The organism is Streptosporangium vulgare (assembly GCF_042428775.1).
GTDB lineage: Bacteria > Actinomycetota > Actinomycetes > Streptosporangiales > Streptosporangiaceae > Streptosporangium > Streptosporangium vulgare.
In genome coordinates, this window is record NZ_JBHMBS010000021.1 from 13,860 (window position 1) to 33,853 (window position 19,994).

Here is a 19,994-nt window from a genome sequence, read left to right on the forward strand (position 1 = left end):
GTGGCCGGTGCGGCCGTCACCGGTTCGACGGCCGTGCGACGGTGCTGTTCGCGAGTCCATGAGGCCGGAGCGCCGGTTCTCCGCGTCGCGGTCCGCTGTGGGGCGCCGTCCCGCCGGGGCGCCCCACAGCGGAGATCCTCAGGGGACGGCGAGCTCCGCGGCGAGGGCGGCGGCCCGTCCGGTGGTGAGCCGTCCGTCGGCGACCACGACGGTGATCGCGCGCTCCAGCCGGTCGGGGACGGTCAGCGGCGTGTCCCAGGCCAGGGCCGGTCCGACGCCGGGGTACTCCTCGACGCGGACGAACCAAGGGTCGAGCCCGAGGGTCTGCACGAACAGCAGGCTCCAGTCGTCGGACGTCAGCGCGAGCCAGGGCGAGAGGCTCCCGTGCACGGCCCGCTCGCCGGAGGCGTCGGCGGTGAAGGCGTCCAGCCCGGGGGAGTCCTTGGGCGCGCGCCAGAAGAACCCGCCGTAGCCGGCGCCGGTCCGGCCCTTGCAGGCCGAGCTCTGGATCGACAGCGGCTCGCCGGTCCGGTTGCGCAGGGTGAAGGTGACGTCCAGCGCCCAGGCGCCGGGCAGGGCGCGGGCCGTGAGGGTCCGCTCCTCGGCGGCGAGGACGTCGCCGTCCGGTCCGGTCCAGTCGAGACGCTCGGCGAAGCCGCCGTCCACGGGGCGCAGCGAGCGCCGCCGCTGCCGTCCGTGGTTGGGCAGGATCGTCGGGCCGGTGCCGGGGACGTAGGTGGAGCCGCCCCAGAAGTTGACCCCGTTGACATCCGAGATCGCCACGCCCGCCCCGAAGTGGTGCACGTGGTCGTCGGGCTGGGTCTCGGTCACGACCGTCCCGCCGAGGGTGCGGACCGGATGCAGGTGGGGCCGGGGCGCGTCCGTCGCCCGCAGGTCGCCCCGCTGGACGTAGGTCGCGACCTCCCGCGAACCGGCGCGCAGCACCGTCTCCGGCCAGACCGTCTCCGGCCAGGTGGCCCGCCGGGAACCGGGACCGCCGGGGAAACCGACCTCCGACAGGGTCTTCAGCTCCGCCGCGGCGCGCACGGCCAGGCCGTCGATGCCCGGCAGCACCAGCCGGGACGGTTCCGTACGGGCGCCGTCGACGGGCAGCGGGTCGGGCGCGCGCCGGATCTCGTCGAGCAACCGGGTGAAGCCGCCGGTCCGCTCCAGCGGCACCAGCAACTCCTCGCCCTCCCTGATGTGCGCCAGGAGATTGCCGAGGAGGTCGACCCGGTCGAAGCCGGTACGGACGCCGTCCATCTCGATCTCGTCCAGGGTGTAGAAGAGCAGGGCGGAGCGGGTCTCACCGTGCAGATGCAGGTAGGGCTCGGTCCGGCGGTCGCCGCACAGGCTCACCGTGATCGCGATGACGGTTCCGTCGGCGAGGCGGAGCCGGGCGCTGGAGGTGTCGTCGGCGGAGATCGCGTTCGCCCGGTACAGCTCCAGCTCGATCCCCTCGATCGAGGAGACCGCGTCGGCCCCGGCGACGGCCAGCGCGGTGGCCGCCGCGTGCGCGAACGGGTTGGTCAGCGCGCCGTCCATGACGTCCACGCCGTCCAGCCGGCGGTGCCCGGCCCAGGGGGCGCGCGAGTAGTAGGTGAACGGGCGCGTCCAGGCCCCGGCGACGCCGATGCCGCGGATCGGCTCGCCCAGCAGCCCGGCCGCGGCGGGGACGGCGGCCGAGCCGAGCGACTGGAAGCCGACCTGGCAGGCCAGCCCCGTCTCGGCCACGGCGGCGGAGATCCGCTCGAACTCCTCCACCGACGGCGCGGGCGGCTTCTCCAGCAGCACGTGCGCCCCGGCCCGCAGGGCCGCGACCGCGAGCGGCGCGTGGGTGTGGATCGGCGTCGCGATCACCACCACCTCCGCCCCGGTCTCGGTGACCAGCGACGGCAGGTCCGCCGACCACGGCACGTCGAGGGCGGGCGCCGGGCGGGTGTCGCAGACCCCGGCGAGCTCGGCCCGGCCGGTCGCGGCGAGCCGCCGGACGTTCTCCACGTGGTTGCGTCCGTGGCCGTGGATCCCGGCGACCACCACGCGTACCGGCTTCACGGCACCCACCTCGTCGGCGCTCCGGTCGCCCGCAGCTCCGGCCCGGTGATCTCCACGGGGAAGGGCGGGGCGAGCAGCCCGAGATCGGTCAGCGCGGCGTCCTCCACCCTCTCCACCATCGCGGGATGGTGCAGCGCGAGGGCGAGCTGACCCGACAGCTCGGTGAGCAGGTGCGGGTAGACCGGGACGTCGAAGGCGCGGGCGAGCTCGGCGATCCGCAGGAACGGCGTGATCCCGCCGACCCGCACCAGGTTCGGCTGGAGGACGTCGCAGGCGCCCCCGGTCAGCAGGTCGCGGAACCCGTGGACGGTGGCGACGTTCTCGCCGACCGCGACCGGGGTGCCGACGCTCCGCCGCAGCTCCACCTGGGCGGCCAGGTCGTCGGCGGGCAGCGGCTCCTCGATCCAGAACAGGTCGTACCTCTCCAGGGCCCGCAGCGCGGTCCGGGCCCGGTGCAGGTCCCAGCGCTGGTTGGCGTCGATCATCAGCAGCCGGTCGGGGCCGATCACCTCGCGGACCGCGGCCACCCGCTCGACGTCCTCGGCGAGCGAGGGGCGGCCGACCTTGATCTTGACCGCGGTGTACCCGGTGGCGACCCACCGTTCGGCCTGCGCACGGAGCTCCTCCAGCGAGTAGTGGAGGTTGACCCCGCTGCCGTAGACGGGGACGCTCTCGCGCCGCGCGCCGAGGACCTCGACCAGCGGGCGCTCGCCGCAGCGCAGGTCCCACAGTGCGAGATCCACCCCGGCCAGGGCGATCGGCACGATCCCGGCCCGGCCCGCCTCGCCGAGGTGGGCCGACAGCCGGTCCCAGACGACCTCCGGGTGCGGCGGCAGGCCGATCACCGCGTCGCGGACGTCGTGCTCCAGCAGGGCCTTGATCGCCTGTGCCCCGATCTGCGGCGTCCACGCCGGCCCGGTGCCGCGCCGCCCGTCGTCCAGCGTGATCGTGACGAGCAGCGCGTGGTTGAAGGGCACGTCCGCGCCCCAGGGACGGCTCAGGGGCACCGAGCGCAGCGTGACCGCCAGATCCTTGATCATGGCGCTACCAGGGCGAGTCCAGACTTGATCAGCGCCTCGAGCTCCGCCTCGTGCTCGGGGGTCACCGGGACCAGCGGCGGGCGGACCGCGCCGGCGTCCAGCCCGCGCAGCCGTACTCCCGCCTTGACCAGCGACACCGCGTAGCCCGGCACCTTGGAACGCAGCCGCACCAGCGGCGCGTAGAACTCGGTGATCAGCCGCTCGTCACCGTTCAGGTAGGCGTTGGCGATCTCGGGCGCGAAGCAGAACACCGCGCTGGAGTACAGGCCGACGCCCAGGGCCCGGTACGCGGGCTGGGTCAGCTCGGCGGTCGGCAGCCCGTTGAAGAACAGGAAGTCCGGGTGGGCCTCCCGGACGGCCAGTACGATCCGCTGCATCCGGTCGATGTCGCCGAGGCCGTCCTTCAGCCCGATGACGCCGGGGATCCCGGCCAGCGCGACCGCCACCTCCGGTTCGAGGGCGATCGGCCCGCGCTGGTAGATGATCACCGGGAGCTCGGCGGCGATCGCCCGTACGTACTCGGGGAAGCCGGGCCCCTGGACGAGGTAGGGCGGCATGAGCAGCAGCCCGTCGGCGCCCGCCTCGCGGGCGGCCCGCGCCTGGGCGAGCGCCGCGCCGATCGGCCCGCCCGCCCCGGCGAACACCGGGACGCTCCCGGCGGCCGTCTCCACCGCCACCCGGACGACCTGGGCGTGCTCGGCCTCCGACAGCGCGGTGAACTCGCCGGTCCCGCAGGCGGCGAACACACCGCCCGGCCGGTGGCCGAGTCCCTGCCGGATGTGGTCGGCCAGCACGCCGGGCGCGAGCTCACCGTCCGGGCCGAAGGGGGTCACGGGGAAGAAAAGGACACCTTCGAGATTCATGATCGGGCTCTCTTTCGGGAGAGTTCAGGAGAGTTCGGTACGCCAGCTGCGCTTGGCGGTCCAGCCGAGCAGCCGCTCCGCCTTGGCGGAGGAGAAGGCGGGGGCGGTACCGGTCAGGTGGGCGGCGAACGCCTTCGTCTCCGGTATGACGGTCGGCAGCACCTCGGCGAGCGGCTCGCGGGCCAGGGCGTCGGCGGCGCCCGCGAAGAAGACCTCGCCGTTCGTCTCCAGCAGCGGGAGCCTGGTGAGCAGCGTGTCGACGAAGTCGCCGGCGTCGCGGGCGTCGAGGTAGTTGAACAGGGAGGTCCCGCCTATCTCGGGCCGGTTCAGCCGCTCGGTGATCGTGTGCCCGGACTGGGTGGGCGCGCCCTCCCACTCCTCGGGCGCGACGACGAAGCAGGGGCGGACCGCGGCCATCCGGGTGGTCTCGGTGGTCCGGGCGAACGTCCGCATGGTCTGCTCGGCCACGACCTTCGAGAGGTTGTAGGCGTTCCAGGGCTCCGTCGGGTGGTCCTCGTCGAGGGGCAGGTAGGCGGGGGTCCAGCCGCCGGGCGCGCCGTAACCGATCACCGTGGGACTGCTCGCCACGATGAGCTTCTCCACGCCGAGGGCGACCGAGGCCGCGCAGATGTTGAAGGCGAGCTGGGTGTTGACCCGGAACGTGGTGGGCTCGGAACGGCTGAACGGCACCGCGATGGCCGCCAGGTGGACCACCGCCTCCGGCCGGAACCGCGCGATCGCCGCGTGGGCCTCACCCAGGTCGGTGAGGTCCGCCGGAAGGGTCGAGGCGGCCTCGCGAGGGGTGCCCGGCGCGCTGTCGACGCCGATCACCTCGTGTCCGGCCGCCGCGAGCGAGGTGACCACGCTGCGGCCGAGCCGGCCCGCGCTGCCGGTGACGAGCACTCTGCTCACCGTGTGGACTCCTTCTGAAGACTGCAATCAGTTGCAGTAAACAATCGCGTCCGGCAGGACAATACGTCAAGTGAGCGGGGTCAATCACCGGCAACCGGTCTCATTATGGTTGACCGGTCTGCAAACGATTGCGTTAAGGTGTGCGGCATGTCAGTGACCATCCGGGACGTCGCCCAGGCATCGGGTGTCCATGTGTCGACGGTCTCCCGGACCTTCTCGGCGCCCCATCTGGTGAACGCCGAGACCCGGACCAGGGTGCTGGCGGCGGCCGAACAGCTCGACTACCGGCCCAACCGGGCGGCCCGCTCGCTCAAGACGGGCCGCACCAACAACATCGGGCTCATCGTGGCCGATCTGGCGAACCCGTTCTTCCCCCCGCTGATCAAGGCCGCGCAGGCCGCCGCGCGCCGCCAGGACTACCACCTGTTCGTGGCCGACACCGGCGAGGACCCCGTCGAGGAGGAGAACCTCGTACTGGCCTTCTCCAAACAGGTCGACGGCATCGTGCTGTGCAGCCCGCGGCTGTCCAACAAGGCCCTGGAGAAGCTCTCCGAGCAGGTCTCGTTCGTGCTGGTCAACCGGCGTATCCGCGGGCTGACCACGGTCGTGATGGACGTCGCGAACGGCGCCCGCGCCGCGATGGAGCACCTCGTGGGACTCGGTCACCGGCGCGTCGCCCTGGTGGCGGGGCCCGCGGGCTCGTGGACCAGCGGCGAGATCCGCAAGGCCGTCTCGGAGATCCCCGGTCTCGACACGGTCGTCATCGGCCCCAACTCACCCACCGAGGAGGGCGGGATCGCCGCCGCGCCCAAGGTCGCCGAGGCGGGGGTGACCGGCGTGCTCGCCTACAACGACCTCGTCGCCATCGGCCTCATCGAGGGGCTGGAGGTCCTCGGCGTCGAGGTGCCGGGCGACGTCAGCGTGATCGGCTTCGACGACAGCATCACCGGACGGCTGCACCGCCCCAAGCTCACCACGGTCGCGATGCCCGCGAGCGACGCGGGCCGGATGGCGGTCGATCTGCTCATCCAGTCGATGAGCGCCGCCACCGTCCTGGAGACCCACCTGGTGGTCCGGGAGTCCACCGCGCCGCCCAAGCCTTCCGGGGGTCACGACGCCGCCTGAGTTCCGGATCTCCTCGCCCGGCTGAGCCCTGGGCTCTCTTCTCTTTCTGTTTTGCCCGGCTTTTGTCTGGCCTGTCTGGCTTTCCTTAGATCTGTTCGACTTTCATCCGATCTGCTTGGCTTTCCTGCGGTCTGCCCGGCCGAGCCTTGGTCCGGCGCGGGTGATTCCTGCGTTCGCTCCGTGCCCGGGTTTCCGCGTGCCCGGGTTTCCGCATGCTCGGGTTCTGCGTGCCCTGGCTCCTGCGTTCCCGGGTTTCTGTGTTCTCCGGCCCTGTCTTCTCCGGCTCCTGCGTTCCCTGGCTCCTCCGCTCCTCCGTGAACGTGACGGCTTCGACGGAAGGCGCCTCTCCGGTCTCGCCGAGGTTCCGGCTCCCCGGGAAGGCCTCGGAACCCCGCAACATCCCGGGGAGCCGCACCGTCCCGGCGTACCGTGCAACGGCCTGGCGTACCGCGTGCGCCGAGGGGTGTTCGCGGGAGTGGCGCGCTTCGCGTGGACGCCTTGCGGAGAGGGCGGCCACCAGGCGTTTCCCGCCCGTCCCGCCCAGGACGGATCACGGTCCGCTACTGCAATCGGTTGTACTAACTCGTGTTCGAGCGAGATTTTTCCATCAGGCCTCTGATAAGGGATAACCCGCCTGAGCTGCGATAACAACAAAACCGAAGGTTACGATTCGTGAGCTAGCTCACTGCAAAGGGTTGACGTCTTAGTTTGTGAAGCTATAGGAAAAGCGCATCCCATTCACCAACTCCCCGAAGGGCCAGTGATGACGCTGAGTCCCGCACCGGCGGGGACGACCGAGGTGCCGGTCGCGCCCCCGGAGAAGGCGGGCGCCCCCCAACCCGGGCGTCTCAAAAGCCACCGCAGCCGATCGCAGGCGCGGGCGGCCTATCTGTTCCTGGCCCCTTGGTTCATCGGCCTGTTCGCGATCACACTCGGCCCGATGATCGCCTCGCTCTACCTGTCGTTCACCGACTACAGCCTGCTGACCGAGGCCAAGTGGGTCGGGTTCGACAACTACGTGAAGATGTTCACCCAGGACGACCGGTTCATGGCGTCGCTCCAGGTGACGACGACCTACGTGCTGGTGTCCGTCCCGCTGCAGCTGGCCTTCGCCCTCGCGCTGGCGCTCGTGCTGGACAAGGGCCTGCGCGGCCTGCCGTTCTACCGCTCGATCTTCTACCTGCCGTCGCTGCTCGGAGGCAGCGTGGCGATCTCGATCCTCTGGCGGAAGATCTTCGGGACCGACGGCATCGTCAACTCGTTCCTCGGCCTGTTCGGCTACGAGGGGCAGGGCTGGGTGACCAGTCCCGACACCGCGCTGTGGACGCTGATCGTCCTGCACATCTGGACGTTCGGCGCCCCGATGGTCATCTTCCTGGCGGGCCTCCGCCAGATCCCGCAGAGCCTGTACGAGGCGGCCTCGGTCGACGGCGCCGGCAGGTGGCGGAACTTCCGCTCGATCACCCTGCCGCTGCTCACCCCGATCATCTTCTTCAATCTGGTGCTGGAGGTGATCAAGTCGTTCCAGTCCTTCACCCAGTCGTTCATCGTGAGCGGCGGAAACGGCGGGCCGGTCGACTCGACCCTCTTCTACACGCTCTACCTCTACATCAAGGGCTTCAAGAACTACGAAATGGGTTACGCGGCCGGAATGGCCTGGGTGCTGCTGCTCATCATCGCCGCGCTGACCGGTGTCAACTTCCTCATGTCTCGATTCTGGGTTTTCTATGGCGACGACAAGTAAGCGCGTGCCGGTCCTGTTCCGGCCCGCCCCGCGCCTGCTCAGGCACGTCCTCCTCATCGGCGCCGGCCTGTTCATGCTCTACCCGCTGCTGTGGATGGTCTCCAGCTCGTTCAAGCCCGAGGAGCTGATCTTCCGGGAGCCGGGGCTGATGCCGACCGCGGTGACGGCGGAGAACTACACCGAGGGCTGGGACGCCCTCAAGCACTCCTTCGGCTACTACCTGTGGAACTCGGCGGTCCTCACCGCGCTGGCGGTGCTCGGCAACCTGATCGCCTGCTCGCTCGCGGCCTACGCCTTCGCCCGGCTGGAGTTCCCGCTGAAGAAGATGTGGTTCGCGATCATGCTCGGCTCGATCATGCTGCCGCACCACGTCACGGTCGTCCCGCAGTACATCGTGTTCGCCAAGATCGACTGGATCAACACGATCTGGCCGATCGTCGCGCCGAAGTTCCTCGCGACCGACGCGTTCTTCATCTTCCTGATGGTGCAGTTCATCCGCACCCTTCCCCGGGAGCTGGACGAGGCGGCGGCGATCGACGGCGCGGGCTACTGGCGCACGTTCGTCAGGGTGATCCTGCCGCTGTGCGTCCCGGCGCTGGCGACCACCGCGATCTTCACCTTCATCTGGACGTGGAACGACTTCTTCACCCAGAACCTCTACCTGACCAACTCCGACAACCTCACCGTTCCCGTCGCGCTCCGGCAGTTCATGGACTCCAGCGGCGAGTCCTCCTGGGGCCCGCTGTTCGCGATGTCGATCATCTCCCTCGGCCCGATCTTCGGTTTCTTCCTCGCGGGCCAGAAGTATCTTGTCCGTGGCATGGCGACCACCGGTCTCAAGTAACCCCTCCCATCCCCCATCTTCCGGAGGTATCTCGATGAAGCGCATCCTGGCGGCCACCGCCATCACCCTGATCGCCGTGTCGGCCACCGCGTGTGGCAGCGACGACAGCGGCGAGTCCAGCGGGAAGACGAAGGTCGTCTTCTCGTACTGGGGCAGCGACGCCCGGCAGAAGCTGACGGAGTCGGCGATCGCCGCGTTCGAGAAGAAGAACCCGACGATCGACATCGAAGGCGACTTCTCCGACTGGGACAGCTACTACGAGAAGCTGGCCACCAAGACCGCGGCCGGCGACGCCCCGGACGTCATGTCCATCGAGATCCGCGGCCTGGCCGAGTACTCCGGCCGCGCCACCCTCGCCGACCTCAACGGCAAGGTCAACACCGCCGACCTCGACCAGGATGTGCTCAAGGCCGGTCAGGTCGACGGCAAGCAGTACGCCATCCCGACCGGCGTCAACACCTTCCCGATGATCGTCAACAAGGCGGCGGTGGAGAAGGCCGGTCTCAAGGTCCCCGACGACACGACCTGGACCTGGGACGAATACATCGGGCTCGCCCAGCAGGTGACCCAGAAGGGTGACGGCAAGGTCTGGGGCACCGAGTACAACGAGAACCCGGCCTTCCTGCAGCTGTTCGCCGCCCAGCGCGGGGAGCAGTTCTACAAGGACGGCAAGATCGGCCTGTCGGAGCAGACCATCAAGGAATGGTGGGCCCTCCTGCAGAAGATCATCTCCACCAAGGCCGGTCCGGACGCCGCCCTGATGCTGGAGACCGGGACCAAGGTCGACCAGGCCCTGCTCGCCACGAACGCCAGCGCGTTCGGCAGCTGGTGGAGCAACCAGCTCACCGCGCTGAGCAAGGGCTCCGGCCAGGAGCTCGACCTGCTGCGGATGCCGAAGGCCGAGGGCGCGACCACCGCCGGGATGTTCCTGCAGCCGGCGATGTACTACACGATCTCGTCCAAGACCCAGCAGGCCGACGCCGCCCAGAAGTTCGTCGACTTCCTCGTCAACGACCCCGAGGCCGGTGCCATCCTGCTCAGCGACCGCGGCCTGCCGACCAACGCCAAGGTCGTCGCCGCCATCAAGGACAAGCTGACCCCGACCGACCAGAAGGTGCTGGCCTTCATCGACTCGATCAGGAGCGAGCTGAGCCCGATCTCGATCCCGCCGAAGGGCGCCATGGAGATGGAGGACATCCTCAAGCGCGCCACCGACTCGGTGCTGTTCAACAAGACCTCCGCCGACGAGGCCGCGCGGGCCTTCCTCACCGAGGCCAACGCCGCCATCACCAAGTAGCCGCCATCACCAAGTAGCCGGCGGCGGCCGGGATCCGCTGACGTGCCGTACGGCTCGCGCCGAGCCGTACGGCACTCCCGTTCTCACCACTCTCTTGATGGAGTCCCTGATGCGATACGCCTTCGTCGGGCTCGGCCACCGGGTACAGCTGTACATCGACGCGCTGCTCGGCGAGTGGAGCGACACCGGTGAGATCGTCGCCCTCTGCGACGTCAACCGGACCCGGATCGGCTACTACCTCGACCGGATCGGGCGCGACGTCCCGTGCTTCGCGCCGCACGAGTTCGGCAAGATGCTCCAGCTCGCGGACGCCGTCGTGGTCGCCACCGTCGACGCCACCCACGCCCGTTACGTCGTCGCCGCGCTGGAGGCGGGCAAGGACGTCATCGTGGAGAAGCCGCTGTGCACCACCGCCGAGGACTGCGCGGCCATCACCGAGGCCGCCGAGCGGAGCACCGGACGGCTCATCGTCACCTTCAACTACCGCTACTCGCCGCGCAACAGCGCCGTCCGCCGGCTGGTCGCCGACGGGGCGATCGGCGACGTCACCTCCGTGCACTTCGAATGGGTGCTGGACACCATCCACGGGGCCGACTACTTCCGCCGCTGGCACCGCGACAAGGCCAACTCCGGCGGCCTGCTGGTGCACAAGTCCACCCACCACTTCGACCTGGTCAACTGGTGGCTGGCCGACACCGCCCGTTCCGTCTACGCCCGTTCGTCGCTGCGGTTCTACGGGGCCGAGAACGCCCGCGCCCGAGGTCTGCGCGACCGGCCGGGACGCGCCCACGGCGCGCCGGAGCTCGGCACCGACCCCTACCTCCTCGACATCTCCGCCGACCCCAGGCTCAAGCGCCTCTATCTGGACGCCGAGCACGAGGACGGCTACATCCGCGACCAGGACGTGTTCGACGACGGCGTGACCATCGAGGACAACATGGCCGTCCTCGTCGGCTACTCCCGCGGGGCGGCGCTCACCTACTCCCTCAACGCCCACGGCCCCTTCGAGGGCTACCGGGTCGCGATGAACGGCACCGAGGGGCGGCTGGAGCTGGAGGTCGTCGAACGCGCCTGGACCCCGCCGCGGGCCGCGATCGACCCGACCGCCGCCGACAAGGCGCACGCCACCGGCACCTCCGAGCGGCTCGTCCTGCAGCGGCACTGGCAGGAGCCCGAGGAGATCGCGATCTCCTCGGGGGCGGGCGGCCACGGCGGCGGCGACGCCCTCATGCTGGACGACGTCTTCCGCGGCGCGGGCGAGGACCCGCTGGGCCGCCAGGCCGGGCACCGCGCGGGCGTCGCCAGCGTGATGGTCGGGGTCTCGGCCAACCGGTCCGCCGCGAGCGGCGCCCCCGTCCTCCTGGAGGACGACGGCACCCGGTACGCGGGCTGACCCTCCTTCGCGCTTCTGGAGAACGGCGGCCTTTCTGGAGAACGGCCGCGCTTCTGGAGGGCGGCGGCACCCGGCACGCGGACCGGCCCTGCTCGGCGAGGACTTCCTGACGAGGACGTCCTACCGGCTCCGGCGCCCCGGCGGTCGCCGTAGAGTGGGCCGGTCCGCAGGGCTTTTTCGGGAATGGTGCGAAATTTATGGATGAAAAGCTGACGTTGATGGCCGTTCACGCCCACCCCGACGACGAGGTGATCAGCACCGGCGGGATCCTCGCCAGGTACGCGGACGAGGGTGTCCGTACCGTCCTGGTCACCTGTACGAACGGCGAGCAGGGCGACGGTCCCGGCGGGGTGAAGCCGGGGGAGCCCGGTCACGACGAGGCGGCGGTGAGCGCGCTGCGCCTGGAGGAGCTCCGCGAGTCGGCGGCCCATCTGGGGATCTCCCACGTGGAGCTGCTCGGCTACCGCGACTCGGGCATGGTCGGCTGGGCCGCCAACGAGGCGGCGGAGTCCTTCGCCAACGTCCCCTTCGAGCAGGCCGTCGGCCGGCTCGTCGCGCTGATGGAGCACTATCGCCCGCAGGTCGTCGTGACCTACGACGAGAACGGCGGCTACGGCCACCCCGACCACATCCAGGCCCACCGGATCGCGGTGGCCGCGGCCGAGGCGAGCGGCATTCCCGGCAAGCTCTACTACACGGCCGTGGCCCGCGAGCGGATGGCCGAGCTGTTCGAGTATCTCCGCTCGACCGGTGACGCCCCGGAGGACTTCGAGCCCTCCGACGACTTCGGTGTCCCCGAGGAGCAGATCACCACCGTGGTCGACGTGTCCGCCCAGGTGGAGCGCAAGCTCAAGGCGCTGAAGGCGCACGCGAGCCAGGGGGACAGCATCTTCTTCCTGCGCATGCCCGCCGAGGCCCAGCACCGGGTGTTCGAGCACGAGACCTTCATCCGCCACATCAACCGCGTCCCCGCCGCGGCCGACCGCGAGGACGACCTCTTCGACGGCCTCCGCTAGGAAGGCGGCTTTCGCCAGGAAGACGTCCTCCGCGGGGAAGACGTGTCCGGGAAGGGGGCCGCCCCCGCCGAACGGCTCTCGGGGCGGTCTCCACGAGGCGGGCGGTCTCCACGGGACGGTGCGCCGTCGCGGGCGGTCCCGCCGAGGGCTACGGTGTCATACCGAAGTCCGGAAAACCCTGGTTCACTGCTTCTCATCACCTTTACGATCTTTTCTCTGGTATGCAATTCTGCAAACCCGGGGGAGTAAACGGCATGCGTGATCGACGGCTCCTCGTACTGATCTTCTCCGCGACCGCGATCCTCGTTTTCGGCGTGTACGGGGTGGTGGCCGCCCCGGGAGCGGTGGTGGCCTCGCCGTCGCCGCGCCCCACGCCGGCCGGTGACGCCGACGACGCGGAGACCCCCAAGGTCAGGGCGACGGTGACGAGGGCGGGGAACGCGCCCAGCCCGGTGCCCGTCTCGCCGCCCCCGAACCTGGTCACGCTGACCCCGGTCACGCCGATCCCGCAGGGCGGCCCCGAGACGACCGCGGCGAACTACCTCAACGCCTGGCAGGGCGGCGACTTCGCGAGTATGGCGGGCATGGTCGTCGACCCCCCGGCGGACTTCGGCACCCGGCACCGCGGGTTCGACGCCGACCTGCGGGTCTCGTCGCTCTCGCTCACGCCGGGCGAGCTGCGCCGCCACGGCGAGGAGGCGGCCGAGATGTCCTTCAGGGGAGTGCGGAAGGTCGACGGGCTGGGCGACTGGCCGTTCGACTCCGTCCTGCGCCTGGAGTTGCGGTTCGGGGTGTGGAAGGTGCGCTGGAGCCCGGAGACGATGCACCGCTCGCTCAAGGACGGCGGGAGCCTGCGGCTGAAGGAGACCGAGGTCCGGCGCCCGGCCACGCTGACCCGCGAGGGGGAGCCGTTCCCCCGCGACAGCAGGGCGGGCCACTACTTCAGCGGGCTGAGTGACATGGCGGTCGACCTGGAGCTGGAGGAGAGGCCCTCCGGCCGGGTGCTGCTCGCCTCCGCGCCCCCGCCGTCCTCGGGGACGAGGACCACGATCTCCCAGCCCGTGCAGGCCGCCGCGGCCCGCGCCCTGGACGGTGTCGCGCAGTCCGCCGCGATCGTGGCCGTGGACGTCCAGACGGCCCAGGTGCGCGCGGTGGCGGACACGCTGGGCGGCAAGGAGGCGTTCGGCGGCCTCTACCCGCCCGGCTCGACGTTCAAGGTCGTGACCGCCGCCGCGCTGCTCCGCGCCGGTCTCACCCCGGACTCGCAGGTCGCCTGCCCGGCCAGTTACACCATCCCGAACGGCAGGAGCTTCAGCGACTCCGACGGCGTCGACCACGGGAGCGTGGCCCTCACCACGGCCTTCGCGCTCTCCTGCAACACCACCTTCGCCCAGCAGACGTACGAGCGGCTGCGCGACGACCGGCTGCGCGCCGAGGCGGCCGACCGCTTCGGCTTCCGGGAGAAGCCGGGGCTGAGCTCCTGCCGGATCCAGCCGTACGGGAGCCCGGACCAGCTGGGGTCCGACGCCATCGGCCAGAACTCGGTGCAGGCGAGCCCGCTCTGCATGGCCGAGGTCGCCGCCGCGGTCGCGAGCGGTGTCTGGAAGCCCGCCATCCTGACCGAGCAGCCTCCCGCGGACTCACCGGCCCCGGTGCCGCTGGACGAGGGGGTGGCCGCGAGCCTGCGGACGATGATGGGCGCCGTGGTCACCCAGGGCACGGCCTCCCAGGCCGGGCTCCCGCCGGGCACCGCGGGCAAGACCGGCACCGCCGAGGTCGAGGGCGGCGGGGACCACGCCTGGTTCATCGGTTACCGGGACTCCCTGGCCTTCGCGGTGTTCGTGCGGCACGGCGGCGCCGGGGGCAAGGTCGCGGCGCCGATCGCCGCGAGGTTCCTGAACGCCCTCTGACGCGCTCCCGGCGTTCCGGGCACGCTCACATCATCTGTGTCGCCCGGCTTGCCGCCGGTGGTGCGCGTCGAGCCGGTCCGCTTCGCGTCAGTCCGCTCCGTGTCAGTCAGCTTTATGTCGGTTCGTGCCGTACCGGTGTGCGTCGAACCGGCTCATACCGAGTCAGTCAGTGTCGAGGGGGTTCATGCAGGGTCGGTCCTTTTCGAGTCGGTCCGTGCCGACGGGCGTCCGAATCCTCGGTTGGCGAACGAGCGGAGCGCGCCGACCCCGGCCCCCGCGACGATCGAAGCGTTGACCACGAAGTGGATCGCGGTGAAGTAGCCGAGGAACCCCGCCCCCCGCTGCTTCAGGACGAAGCGGGAGAGTTTCGGGTCGGCGGCGGAGAAGACCGCGAGACCCGCCAGCGGCAGCGCCACCAGCCTGCGGGACAGCAGTGGGGCGGGCAGCGTGGCCATGGTGAACGCGGCGGCCATCACACCGGTGCGGCTGTTGAGCCACAGCGTGCCGGGACGGCTGCGGTGCGCCGCCGCGAACGGGACCAGCAGCTGCGCGCGCCGGTACTGCTCGCGCAGGAGAGGCAGCAGCCGGTCCGCCTCGTCGTGGTACATCACCACCTGGTCGGTGAGCAGGATCTCGTACTTCTCCGAGAGACGGTCGCTGTACTCGATGTCCTCCATGTCCCGGAGATTCTCGTCGAAGGGGCCGATCTCCTCGAAGACGTGCCTGGGCATCGCGGCGGCGACGAAATGGGCCGTCACGGTGGGACCGATGCCGCGGATGCGTCCGTAATAGGTGTGGAGTGTCCGGTACCACTCCACCGGCCCGTCGTCGATCAGCGGTTCCGGCGCGAAGATGCCGTGGACGCACCCGTACCGCTCGTTCTCCTCCAGCAGCCGGACCGCGTTCTCGATCGCGTCCGGGGCGAGCGCCGCGTCCGAGTCGACGAAGAACAGGACGTCCCCCGTGCTCGCCGCCACCCCGGCGTTGCGCGCCGCGGACACCCCCCTGTTGTGCGGCGCGCGCACCACCCGGCAGGGGAACCGCGCCGCGACCTCGCACGAACCGTCGGTGCTGGCGTCGTCGGAGACGATGACCTCGTACGGCCGCATGGTCTGCGCGAAGACCGACTCCAGGCATTTGCCCAGTGTCTTCTCGTAGTTGTAGTTGGGGATGACGACCGAGACTCGGGGGGCGGTGTCAGGCATTCGAGTTCCTCGTCCTTCTTGGCTGGGTGGAGTGGCCCGAGGTCAGCGACAGGAACGCCTCCTCGTAGGCGTCGAGATACGTCTCCCCGCCGAACAGCTCGGTCGTCCTCGCGCTGCCCTCCGCGCGCCGCGACACCGGCATGTCCGCCGTCTCCAGGAGGGCGAGGCGCAACGCCTCGGGGTCACGCGGGGGGACGACCCTGCCGAAACCGGAGGCGAGGACCGGATACCGGCCCCCGGGCAGGTCGGTGGTGACCGACGGCACCCCGGCCATCATCGCCTCGACCTGGACGATGCCGAACGACTCCGCGATCGAGGGCAGGGCGAACACGTCGATGGAGGCGTAGAAGTCGTTGATCTGCCGGTCCCGCAGCATGCCGAGGAACCGGATCCGCGTGTCGTCACGGGCCTCCACGCGCAGCCGGTCGATGTTGCTGCCGCCCGCCACGGCCTGGTAGTCGCCGGCGATGAGCAACCGGGCCTTCGGGTCGTCGATCGCCAGGAACGCGCGCAGGAGATACTCGATGCCCTTCTCCTCGGCGACGCGGCCCATGAACCCCACGTGCAGCCCGTTCCCGTCCCGGTAGGAGGGGTCGCCCCCGCTCCGGTCGGCGCACGGGGCGGGGATGTCGCGGACCGCGCGCCGCCTCAGGACCGGCCAGAGCCTCGACCCCCTCGCCTGGTCGTGGCTGTTGACCACCACGAGGTCGGAGCGCCGCAGCGCGACGCGCGCCGAGCTGTCGGCCGCGCGCATCCCGAACGCGTTCACCAGGCCGGGCGGCAGGAAGGCGTCGATGTGGTAGGTCGTCACCGTCGGCACCGAGCGCGACAACCAGGCCACCACGGCGGCCTCCGGCATCGGCACGTGCAGGTGGAGCAGCGACGAGCGGGCGGCCAGCCGGGACGCCAGCAGGGGCAGGCCGGGGCTGAGCACGCCCTTCCTGACGGAGGTGAGGACCGGCGCGCGGAACACGTGGACGCCGTTGATCCGCTCGTACCGCCTCAGCTCGCGACGGTGCCCGGCGCAGGCCACGGCGACCCGCCAGCCCCGGGCCGCGAGCCCTTCGGCGATCATCCGGGCCGACTCGGTGAGCCCACTGACGTAGGGGGCGTAGTAGTCCAGTGCGACCGTGACGTCGAACCGATCGGCTGTCCGCATCGAGGCTCCTTCTCGTCAGTTCGTCAGTTCGGTGACACGTACAGTTCCTGGGCGAGGTGGTCGGAGATGCTGGGCACGAGGCGGTACCGGGACACCCGAACCTCCTCGGTGGTGAAGACCCAGTCCAGCCGCCACAGCCGGGGCAGGGGGATGGCGAAGGAGGACGTCGGCCAGGTCAGCGGGAGCACCGAGCCCTCGGGATCGAGGCGCCGCAGGCCCTCGCCGGGCGGGATCAGGTTCATCCAGGCGGAGTTGAAGTCCCCGGCGACCACCACCGGGTTCGGGTTGCGCGCCAGGTCGGCGCTGAGCGCCGCGAACTCGCCCCGCCTGCGGTGATACTGGTCGCGGACGAACTCGTAGAAACCCGCCGTCAGCGGGCTGCGCTCGGTTCTGATCGGCACCGGCAGGTGCACGTTGTACAGGGACAGCACGCCGGTGCCGGACCGCACGTCGACGCGGAGGGCCTTGTTTCCCCGCCAGTACCAGTCGGTGCCGGTCGGCGAGGTTCTCCTCGGGTACGTCGCGACGATCGGCAGCCGGGAGATGGTGATCAGCTCACCCTCGGTGACGATGTGGTAGCCGGGGAAGGCCGCGCGGACCCGTGCCAGGTCGTCGACCCGCAGCGGCCCGTCCCCCCAGTGCAGATACTCCTGCAGCAGGTAGACGTCGGCCCGCTGGGCGCGCAGGTAGTCGTAGAACTCAACGGGGTCGTCGCTCATCTCCCAGACGTCGGTGCTCCAGGAGAAGATCTTCAGGGCGCCGTCGGGGGGTCCGCCCCCCCGCGCCAGGCCGAGCGGGCTGACACCGGCGAGCTGCGCGCCCAGCAGCAGCAGGGCCGACAGGACGACGGACAGCCTGCGGCGTACCGGGCGGGCCAGGGGGGTGACGGCGAGCAGCAGCAGCGGGACGACGACCAGCGTCACCGGCGGCATCGACTCGACGACGAGCCAGAACCACCAGCGGCCGGTCAGCAGCACGTGGGCGGCCACGAACGCCGTCCAGGCAGCGGTTCCGGCCACCAGCAGCCGGGTGCCCAGGCACCGGCGGGCCCGGGAACGGCCCGCGGCCGGTGTGTGGCGGGTGTCCGGTACGGGGCTCGCGGCCGGTACCTGGTCCGTGGTCATGTTCTCCCTCGCCCGTCCTGCCGTCTCGCCGTCTGCCGTTCGGTCGCGGTTCGTCCGGTCAGTCCGTCCGGTCAGTCCGTCCGCAGGTGCAGGCCCGTGTACAGCCGCACCGCCTTCCAGGCGAGGCGGGGGATCCTGACCTCGCGGGCGAGCCTGAAGTGCGAGCGCAGAGCCGGCTGGAGCTTCTGGCGCCGGTCCGCGAAGATGCTCGGGCTCTCCCGCGTCGCCACCCGCAGAGCGAGGTCCCACAGGGGCGTGTCACCCGGGGTGACGACCGCGAGCGTGCCCCCCGGGCGCAGCACGCGCCGTATCTCCCGGCAGGCGGCCTCGATGTCCGGCACGAACTCCAGCGAGCTCACCGCCACCACGCAGTCGAAGTATCCGTCCTCGTACGGCAGGGATTCCGCGCCCGTCCGGGTCAGGTCGGCCTTGACGCCGTGCAGGGCGAGGTTCTCGGCCACCTCACGCGGCCTGGAGTTCGGGTCGATCCCGTAGATCTCGTCGCAGCGTCCGGCGAGCTCGGGCATGAACACGCCGCTGCCGTAGCCGATCTCCAGCAGCCGGTCGTAGCGCCTGTCGCCCAGGATCTCCAGCACGATCTGGAAGCGCAGCCGCTGGACGGTCCCGAGCAGCGGCCGGTAGTTCCAGTCGGGATGGTCCACCGGGCTCGAACGCAGCAGCGCGGACTCGGGGAGCAGTTTGAGCGGGCGCGAGGGAACTCCGATCATCGGTGAGGCTCCTTTTCCAGCGTCGTGAGCCGCCGGGGCGTGGTCGCCGGCGGTCATCGCGGGGGCCACGGCGTCCGAGACCGGAAGGGCGTCCCGGCCACGCCGCGGCGACCCCCGAATCATGACCAACGGTGATCCGCCCGCGCGAGGCGCCAACGCTCGCTCGAAGGAGGTAGCCGTTCGGCCAGCCCACGCGGTGCCGGTTCGTGCCCGGCACCGCGGTGACCGTGTGCCCCGCGTCCCGCACGGCCCGGACGGGGTCAGCCGTTCAGAGGGGTCTCCTCGCCGAGGGGCTTCGTGTCAGGGGTGCTCCGCGCGTCCTTCAGCACCTCCTCCACCTGGGCGAACTCGTCCCGGCTGAGCGGCCCGTACTGGAGCGCTCCGGCGTTCTCCTCGACCTGCGCGACGGTGCGGCAACCGGGGATCGGGATCGTCGTCTCGCTCCGGGCCCACAGCCAGGCGAGGGCGCCCTGGGCGAGCGTACGGCCGCCGGAGGTGAGCAGCTCGCGCACGGCCTCGATGTGGGGCAGCCACTCCGGCGCGATCGCGCCGTCCCTGAAGTAGATCTGCCAGTCGAAGTTCTGGCTGCGAACGTCGTCGCGGCCCACCGTACGGCCGTCGTTGTACTTGCCGCTGAGCAGGCCCATCGCGAGCGGACCCCGGTTGATGCTCGCCTGACCGGTCGCCTCGCACACCGCGATCACGTCGGCCGCGTCCCGCAGCACCGACATGTCGTGCTGGATGGCGGTGCAGTGCGCCCCCGCGATCGCGAACGCCCTGGCGTGCTCGGCGTTGTCGGTGCTCCAGCCGTACGACCGGATCCGCCCGTCGGCCACCAGGTCCTCAAGCGTCTCGACCAGGTCGAGCGCCTCGGTGATCGGCAACTCGTTGATGTGGAGCTGGTAGAGGTCGATGTAGTCGGTGCCGAGCCGCCGGAGCGACCCCTCAAGGCACTCGCGCAGGTAGGCGGGGCTGGCGTCCGAGCCGCCGGCCTCGCGCGTCCGCTCGTCGAAGGTCCATCCCCACTTGCTGGCCACGACGACCTCCTCGCGGCGCCCCGCCAGAGCCCGGCCCAGCACCGACTCGCTGTGCCCGGCGCCGTAGTTGCTCGCGGTGTCGAAGAAGGTCACCCCGAGATCGAGGGCCCGGTGGATGGTGCGGATCGACTCGTCGTCGTCCACCGCGCCCCAGCCGAACTGGTCGTCGCCGCCCTTCCACGGGCCGCTGATCACCCAGCACCCCATGCCGAGCGCGCTGGTCTCGATACCGCTGCGACCGATGATCCGCCTCATTGTCCGCTCTCCAAGGTCGTCGGGATTCACGGTGTCCACTTTTCCCGCTGGAGTGGACTCCAGGTCAACCCCAAAAGGAAAATCGGAAGGGTCGTTTCTCCGGCGGGACTGGCCGAACGGCTACCTCCTTCGAGCGAGCGTTCGCACCTCGCGTGGTGGATTGTGGTTGGTCATGCTTTTGGTGCTGCACAACGGGTCGGATATCCGGTTCGCCCGGTGCTGGGTGATGTTTCCGAACGCCGGACATCGCACGTCCGCGAGATCCCCGCTAACACCCCGGCGCCTCG

The 19,994-nt window shown here is 70.6% G+C and carries 16 protein-coding genes; 7 read left to right on the forward strand and 9 right to left on the reverse strand.

What is annotated here, in order from left to right; translation table 11 throughout:
- Positions 1-138: 138 nt before the first annotated feature.
- The 4 genes from ACFFRH_RS32235 to ACFFRH_RS32250 are packed head-to-tail and all read right to left on the reverse strand — an operon-like array spanning position 139 to position 4,870.
- Positions 139-2,055 (reverse strand): DUF6807 family protein, encoded by a 1,917-nt coding sequence (locus ACFFRH_RS32235; RefSeq protein WP_344743416.1) that lies wholly within the window; start codon positions 2,053-2,055, stop codon positions 139-141.
- A complete protein-coding gene (locus ACFFRH_RS32240; RefSeq protein ID WP_344743415.1) occupies positions 2,052-3,095 on the reverse strand; it encodes a mandelate racemase/muconate lactonizing enzyme family protein in 1,044 nt (347 codons plus the stop codon). Before ACFFRH_RS32240 ends, ACFFRH_RS32235 begins: the two co-directional genes overlap by 4 nt.
- Positions 3,092-3,958: a 5-dehydro-4-deoxyglucarate dehydratase gene (locus ACFFRH_RS32245; protein ID WP_344743414.1), complete on the reverse strand. Its 867-nt coding sequence runs from the start codon at positions 3,956-3,958 to the stop codon at positions 3,092-3,094. Before ACFFRH_RS32245 ends, ACFFRH_RS32240 begins: the two co-directional genes overlap by 4 nt.
- Positions 3,959-3,982: 24 nt before the next feature.
- Complete coding sequence (locus ACFFRH_RS32250; protein WP_344743413.1) at positions 3,983-4,870, reverse strand: NAD-dependent epimerase/dehydratase family protein; 888 nt, start codon at positions 4,868-4,870, stop codon at positions 3,983-3,985.
- A 147-nt stretch (positions 4,871-5,017) separates the two neighbouring features.
- Here ACFFRH_RS32250 and ACFFRH_RS32255 point away from each other — a divergent pair, with 147 nt between their 5' ends.
- From ACFFRH_RS32255 to ACFFRH_RS32285, 7 genes are all read left to right on the forward strand, one after another.
- On the forward strand, positions 5,018-5,995 hold the full coding sequence (locus ACFFRH_RS32255) for a LacI family DNA-binding transcriptional regulator (RefSeq protein ID WP_344743412.1): 978 nt from the start codon (positions 5,018-5,020) through the stop codon (positions 5,993-5,995).
- A gap of 763 nt (positions 5,996-6,758) precedes the next feature.
- A complete protein-coding gene (locus ACFFRH_RS32260; protein WP_344743411.1) occupies positions 6,759-7,739 on the forward strand; it encodes a carbohydrate ABC transporter permease in 981 nt (326 codons plus the stop codon).
- Entirely contained in the window at positions 7,723-8,583 is an 861-nt protein-coding gene (locus ACFFRH_RS32265) for a carbohydrate ABC transporter permease (protein ID WP_344743410.1), read from the forward strand. Before ACFFRH_RS32260 ends, ACFFRH_RS32265 begins: the two co-directional genes overlap by 17 nt.
- A 34-nt stretch (positions 8,584-8,617) precedes the next feature.
- Positions 8,618-9,880, forward strand: a complete 1,263-nt coding sequence (locus ACFFRH_RS32270) for an ABC transporter substrate-binding protein (RefSeq protein WP_344743409.1) — start codon at positions 8,618-8,620, stop codon at positions 9,878-9,880.
- 109 nt (positions 9,881-9,989) lie between these two features.
- Positions 9,990-11,273, forward strand: a complete 1,284-nt coding sequence (locus ACFFRH_RS32275) for a Gfo/Idh/MocA family protein (RefSeq protein ID WP_344743408.1) — start codon at positions 9,990-9,992, stop codon at positions 11,271-11,273.
- A 197-nt stretch (positions 11,274-11,470) separates the two neighbouring features.
- The gene (locus tag ACFFRH_RS32280) at positions 11,471-12,289 is read left to right on the forward strand and encodes a PIG-L family deacetylase (protein WP_344743407.1); all 819 of its coding nucleotides are present in this window, start codon (positions 11,471-11,473) and stop codon (positions 12,287-12,289) included.
- 254 nt (positions 12,290-12,543) lie between these two features.
- On the forward strand, positions 12,544-14,199 hold the full coding sequence (locus ACFFRH_RS32285) for a penicillin-binding transpeptidase domain-containing protein (protein ID WP_386161196.1): 1,656 nt from the start codon (positions 12,544-12,546) through the stop codon (positions 14,197-14,199).
- A gap of 182 nt (positions 14,200-14,381) precedes the next feature.
- Here the strand turns inward: ACFFRH_RS32285 and ACFFRH_RS32290 are convergent, their stop codons facing one another.
- The 5 genes from ACFFRH_RS32290 to ACFFRH_RS32310 form a co-directional block, all read right to left on the reverse strand.
- Positions 14,382-15,404 (reverse strand): glycosyltransferase family 2 protein, encoded by a 1,023-nt coding sequence (locus tag ACFFRH_RS32290; protein ID WP_344743405.1) that lies wholly within the window; start codon positions 15,402-15,404, stop codon positions 14,382-14,384.
- Positions 15,397-16,563 (reverse strand): glycosyltransferase, encoded by a 1,167-nt coding sequence (locus ACFFRH_RS32295; RefSeq protein WP_344743404.1) that lies wholly within the window; start codon positions 16,561-16,563, stop codon positions 15,397-15,399. Before ACFFRH_RS32295 ends, ACFFRH_RS32290 begins: the two co-directional genes overlap by 8 nt.
- 23 nt (positions 16,564-16,586) lie before the next feature.
- A complete protein-coding gene (locus tag ACFFRH_RS32300; protein WP_344743403.1) occupies positions 16,587-17,687 on the reverse strand; it encodes an endonuclease/exonuclease/phosphatase family protein in 1,101 nt (366 codons plus the stop codon).
- Between the two features lie 71 nt (positions 17,688-17,758).
- Positions 17,759-18,415, reverse strand: coding sequence for a class I SAM-dependent methyltransferase (locus tag ACFFRH_RS32305; RefSeq protein ID WP_344743402.1), 657 nt, complete (start codon positions 18,413-18,415; stop codon positions 17,759-17,761).
- 260 nt (positions 18,416-18,675) lie between these two features.
- Positions 18,676-19,707: an aldo/keto reductase gene (locus ACFFRH_RS32310; RefSeq protein WP_386161197.1), complete on the reverse strand. Its 1,032-nt coding sequence runs from the start codon at positions 19,705-19,707 to the stop codon at positions 18,676-18,678.
- Positions 19,708-19,994 lie beyond the last annotated feature (287 nt).

Coding starts and splice junctions, on each gene's coding strand:
- ACFFRH_RS32240 (WP_344743415.1), bottom strand. CDS start 3,095: ATGATCAAGGATCTGGCGGTCACGCTGCGCTCGGTGCCCCTGAGCCGT.
- ACFFRH_RS32245 (WP_344743414.1), bottom strand. CDS start 3,958: ATGAATCTCGAAGGTGTCCTTTTCTTCCCCGTGACCCCCTTCGGCCCG.
- ACFFRH_RS32255 (WP_344743412.1), top strand. CDS start 5,018: ATGTCAGTGACCATCCGGGACGTCGCCCAGGCATCGGGTGTCCATGTG.
- ACFFRH_RS32260 (WP_344743411.1), top strand. CDS start 6,759: ATGACGCTGAGTCCCGCACCGGCGGGGACGACCGAGGTGCCGGTCGCG.
- ACFFRH_RS32265 (WP_344743410.1), top strand. CDS start 7,723: ATGGCGACGACAAGTAAGCGCGTGCCGGTCCTGTTCCGGCCCGCCCCG.
- ACFFRH_RS32270 (WP_344743409.1), top strand. CDS start 8,618: ATGAAGCGCATCCTGGCGGCCACCGCCATCACCCTGATCGCCGTGTCG.
- ACFFRH_RS32275 (WP_344743408.1), top strand. CDS start 9,990: ATGCGATACGCCTTCGTCGGGCTCGGCCACCGGGTACAGCTGTACATC.
- ACFFRH_RS32280 (WP_344743407.1), top strand. CDS start 11,471: ATGGATGAAAAGCTGACGTTGATGGCCGTTCACGCCCACCCCGACGAC.
- ACFFRH_RS32285 (WP_386161196.1), top strand. CDS start 12,544: ATGCGTGATCGACGGCTCCTCGTACTGATCTTCTCCGCGACCGCGATC.
- ACFFRH_RS32290 (WP_344743405.1), bottom strand. CDS start 15,404: ATGCCTGACACCGCCCCCCGAGTCTCGGTCGTCATCCCCAACTACAAC.
- ACFFRH_RS32295 (WP_344743404.1), bottom strand. CDS start 16,563: ATGCGGACAGCCGATCGGTTCGACGTCACGGTCGCACTGGACTACTAC.
- ACFFRH_RS32300 (WP_344743403.1), bottom strand. CDS start 17,687: ATGACCACGGACCAGGTACCGGCCGCGAGCCCCGTACCGGACACCCGC.
- ACFFRH_RS32305 (WP_344743402.1), bottom strand. CDS start 18,415: ATGATCGGAGTTCCCTCGCGCCCGCTCAAACTGCTCCCCGAGTCCGCG.
- ACFFRH_RS32310 (WP_386161197.1), bottom strand. CDS start 19,707: ATGAGGCGGATCATCGGTCGCAGCGGTATCGAGACCAGCGCGCTCGGC.